The 3,893-nt window shown below is 35.3% G+C and carries 4 protein-coding genes and 1 pseudogene; 4 read left to right on the top strand and 1 reads right to left on the bottom strand.

The features are described 5' to 3' along the window. Positions 1–275, top strand: a pseudogene (locus tag AC1DDX_RS26755) (hypothetical protein); the annotation flags it as partial. Positions 276–294: 19 nt separating this feature from the next. Here the strand turns inward: AC1DDX_RS26755 and bla are convergent. Then, positions 295–1,017, bottom strand: a complete 723-nt coding sequence (bla, locus tag AC1DDX_RS26750; protein ID WP_477622964.1) for a BlaB/IND/MUS family subclass B1 metallo-beta-lactamase — start codon at positions 1,015–1,017, stop codon at positions 295–297. 80 nt (positions 1,018–1,097) lie between these two features. Here bla and AC1DDX_RS26745 point away from each other — a divergent pair, with 80 nt between their 5' ends. The 3 genes from AC1DDX_RS26745 (at position 1,098) to AC1DDX_RS26735 (ending at position 3,569) form a co-directional block, all read left to right on the top strand. After that, a complete protein-coding gene (locus tag AC1DDX_RS26745; RefSeq protein WP_288883679.1) occupies positions 1,098–1,532 on the top strand; it encodes a hypothetical protein in 435 nt (144 codons plus the stop codon). Positions 1,533–1,615: 83 nt separating this feature from the next. Beyond that, on the top strand, positions 1,616–2,176 hold the full coding sequence (locus tag AC1DDX_RS26740; protein ID WP_477622963.1) for a 7TMR-DISMED2 domain-containing protein: 561 nt from the start codon (positions 1,616–1,618) through the stop codon (positions 2,174–2,176). Then, a complete protein-coding gene (locus AC1DDX_RS26735) occupies positions 2,127–3,569 on the top strand; it encodes a sensor histidine kinase (RefSeq protein WP_477622962.1) in 1,443 nt (480 codons plus the stop codon). The genes AC1DDX_RS26740 and AC1DDX_RS26735 overlap by 50 nt, the downstream gene beginning before the upstream one ends. Positions 3,570–3,893 lie beyond the last annotated feature (324 nt).

Genomic DNA, 3,893 nt, shown 5'->3' with positions numbered 1-3,893 from the left:
GGCGTTTACATGTAAACAGGCGAACCTTGTATAATTGGTTTCGACAAAAGAAACTTCATACAGATGTGATTTTCGAAATCGGAAAGGTCATAAATTATGATTTCTCACATGATTTTGAAGGTGAACTCAATGGCTTTGGTTTCCAGGAAGACCTTACGGTACTTAAGAATGACATTCAATCAGATCATCCGGGATCAGTTTATTATTGGATGGAAAAATATATTGCCTTACTGGAAGACTATAAAAAATTGGTAAGAAAAAGCTCTTTATCTTGATAAAGGGCTTTTTTTATTTCTATTGCATACTATTAGTTAGTAAATTTAAGGTGTGATCCAACGCATCCACATGATCCCAGTTCTGATGACCAGTGATCACAAAGCTTGGATTGGGAAACTTTTGCTTAATCTTATTTATTGTTTTCACCCATTGGGTAAGATTGGCCTCCTGGGTATTGCCTAAGTCTTTTGCATCTGTACTTTTCACCAGGCAGCCCCCATAAAGTACTTTTTCTTTTTCAAACCAAACGACAATGTTGTCTTTGGTATGACCTTCTCCTGCATAGTATGTTTGAAGCTCGTATTGACCAAGCGATATCGTTGTATCTCTTTTAAAAGTAAATTCTGCTCGTTTCTTATTGCTTTCTTTTAAAATTTTGTCAGTTTKATCAGTTGTAAAGGTTTTAGCACCACTATTCTTTAAAAAATCTAACCCTCCAGCTCTATCCTCATGTGAATGCGTGGCAATCTCAATTTTAACCGTCTTATTATGTTTAACTTTTATGCTATCGAGTAGGGGTTGGAATTGAGAGGTGTCCCAGGGAGCATCAATCATCATCACCCCGTCATTGGTCACTACATACATGCCATTGGCCGGGGTAATAGTCCCCTTATACGAATTGTAGGATGTGAAAATATAAAAGTCGCCGGTTAAATGTGAAATTTTTAAACCAGGGCTTGATTGTCCGAAAATATTTGAAACAAAATAAAGCGAAAGAATGAAAGTAAACAGGTAGCGCATAATTAATATAATATATTAGGTATGAGTGCAAACGTTATTTTGATAAAAAAATTTTAAATTGCACCATTAGAAATCCAAAAATGAAAACATACATTTTAATAATATTGTTTTGCCTAGGTGTTAATACATTCGCAAACGCACAAAAAAAGATTCCAACTGCTCAAGAATTGACTGTTAAAAATATAGATGAGCTGAATGAAAGGTTAGAACTGAGTCCAACTCAGAAAAGTGTGATATATAATTACGTATTTGACATGTATCGCCAGCAACTGGAACTTGTGAAAAAGCAACAGGCGGGCTCATCTAAGGAAGAAGATGTAACCAGATTTTATAAGTTTCAAAATGAAACAAATGATAATATTAAAAATATTTTAAAAGGGAATCAGATAGCTGAATTTGATAAGTTACAAGAGGAGCGTTTAAACGGAGACAATAAGAAAAAGAAGGGAAAAAAGGGGAAAAATAAAGAAGAAGAGCCAGTAACCGGCATATCTGGACTTAAGTCGCAAAATTAACAGTTGTTAACTGTTTCTTTTTTCTTGAATTTCTCTTTACATCTGAATGTTGAAATAATTTAGCGGCTAATAACCAACCCTTCATGCGATTTTTTACTGTAATCCTGTTATTATCCCTTTCATTATCTTCGAATGCGACAGAATATGTAATTAAACTTGACCAACAGGATTATACTAATATTGGTAAGAAATTAGTCTATCTTGAAGATGCAACAGGCAAACTTAACTTTAAAGATGTTAAAGACCTGTATCGGGCAGGTAAATTTAAATCATCCAAAGAAAGTATACTTAATTTTGGTAACAGTAAATCCGCCTTTTGGATAAAGATAGTTTATCAAAACAATACCGGTTCAGGGAGCTTTCTTGTAGTTGATGTGCCAAATCTTGAGTTTGTCGATTGTTATATCATTGGCAGTAATGGTAACCTGCAGGTAATAAATTCTGGTAGCCTTAGTAAGGAAACTAAAGGTGTTATTGCGAATAATAATTATATATTTTCTTTACCCGAAACAGCCGGTGCTGAAGATTTAAACGAAGTCTATCTTCGGGTTAAAACAAATAATTTTATGCTGGTGCCTATTAAACTTGCAACACATGAGGCTTACATCGCACATTGGGGTACTGATAACATTATTTCTGTTTAATATTTTCTTATACATCAGTTTGCACGAAAAAATGTACCTCTTTTATGGGCTGTACCTTCTTGCTGGCTTTGTTTATTTAGTATTGTATTTAAGAGGCTATGGTTATTTGTTCGGTTACGATTTCAGAACAACAATATATAAATATCCCCATTTCTTTTTGGCATTGTCATCAATGTCGGGCATCTTGTTTTCATGGAAATTCCTGAATCTGCAAGTATTAATTCCTCGTATAAAACCAGTTTATTATATCATGATGGGTTTTGGATTTGCCTTGATGACTGTAAGCTTATTGGGGTATAAAAGCGTAGCGGCCTCTATGATACAATATACTGCGCTTTTCATTTCAGTAGGCTTAGCGATAGCAGGAATAATGTCATTGAGAAAAGGACACAGGCCTGCTAAGTTTTATATTATTGCATGGCTTTTTAGGGTAACAGGTGTGATTCTTGTGAACTTAAACCTATTCGGTGTACTGGAATTAAGGGATTATACTTTTCAGATTTTTCCAATTGCTACAACCATCGAAATGCTATTGCTGGCATTCGCGTTAGGAGACCGCTACAGCATATTGATTAACAACGAACGCGAGGCGAGAGAAAGTCTTATGAAGCTTGTACAAACCCAGAATCAAAGGCTTGAATATGTAGTTGAAGAACGGACCATAAAATTAAGTGAAACTATAGTTGAGCTTGAATCATCGAATAGGGTGAAGGATAAGTTGTTTTCAATTATTGCTCACGATTTAAGAACTCCATTTAATAGCTTGATAAGCATATTTTCACTGAAGGATATGGGAATGTTGAATTTTGAGGAACTGAAAATGTTGCTTAACGCAAACCGAAAAAATATAGACCAGATGAGGCTTACACTTGATAATCTATTATTTTGGGCAAAAGATCAAATGAAGCAGGTAAGTGTGCAATTTACAGAATTTGATCTCAAAAAGCTTTCTGAGGTTTTAATGTTGGTATATGAACCAATTGCACTGTCGAAGAATATTACTTTAGAGCTTAATGCAAATGATGAAAGTACCGTATATGCCGATGAGAATCAAGTGAGACTTGTTTTAAGAAATTTAATTGATAATGCTGTTAAATTTTCACCTGAGGACAATAAGATATCTATAAACCTTGTACGGCAAGCTAAGGGATTGAGAGTTGCAGTTCATAATGTGGTTTTAAATCCAATTGCTGCAAAAAATGCCATAGAGAGCGGGGAAGATGATAAACGCCAGATGCATACAATTGGCACCGCTAATGAATCTGGAACTGGTCTTGGGTTGCAACTATGCCGGGAGTACATGAAGGCAAATGGGAGTCAATTGCAACAGCGTATTGTAGGCAATGAAGTTGAGTTGTATTTTATCTTAACTGGCAGCAGTCCAGCTGCATAACTGTCCGTTTGCATATGGTAATTTTTTTCGCAAATAGTTGTTCATTTGCCTCATAACTCTTCACAAAAGCAATTGGCAGAAACTAAGCTTCCGCCTTTTAAATAGAAAAAAAGGCTGTTTTATAGTTGTTTTTTTATTTGGTACCATAACTGAGATACGCTTAAGTATAAAATACAACTATGAGAAACCACCGCAGACATACAAAGTCTCGCTTCTTAAGAGTAAGCATAGACCTGGAAGAATACAAAGAACAGGTCCGTTCTATCAAGCTAGCCAAAGCCATTAAGAATGTGTTGAGCTTACGCCAGATGTCTGTGGAAGAAT

It is taken from the genome of Pedobacter sp. 10L46_2, from assembly GCF_056395165.1.
Note: the sequence above shows the minus strand (reverse complement) of the source record. Positions and strands in the feature narration are given on the sequence as shown.

Excerpts from the sequence above, each read along its gene's own strand:
- AC1DDX_RS26740 (WP_477622963.1), top strand. The coding sequence starts at position 1,616 with ATGCGATTTTTTACTGTAATCCTGTTATTATCCCTTTCATTATCTTCG.
- AC1DDX_RS26745 (WP_288883679.1), top strand. The coding sequence starts at position 1,098 with ATGAAAACATACATTTTAATAATATTGTTTTGCCTAGGTGTTAATACA.
- AC1DDX_RS26735 (WP_477622962.1), top strand. The coding sequence starts at position 2,127 with ATGAGGCTTACATCGCACATTGGGGTACTGATAACATTATTTCTGTTT.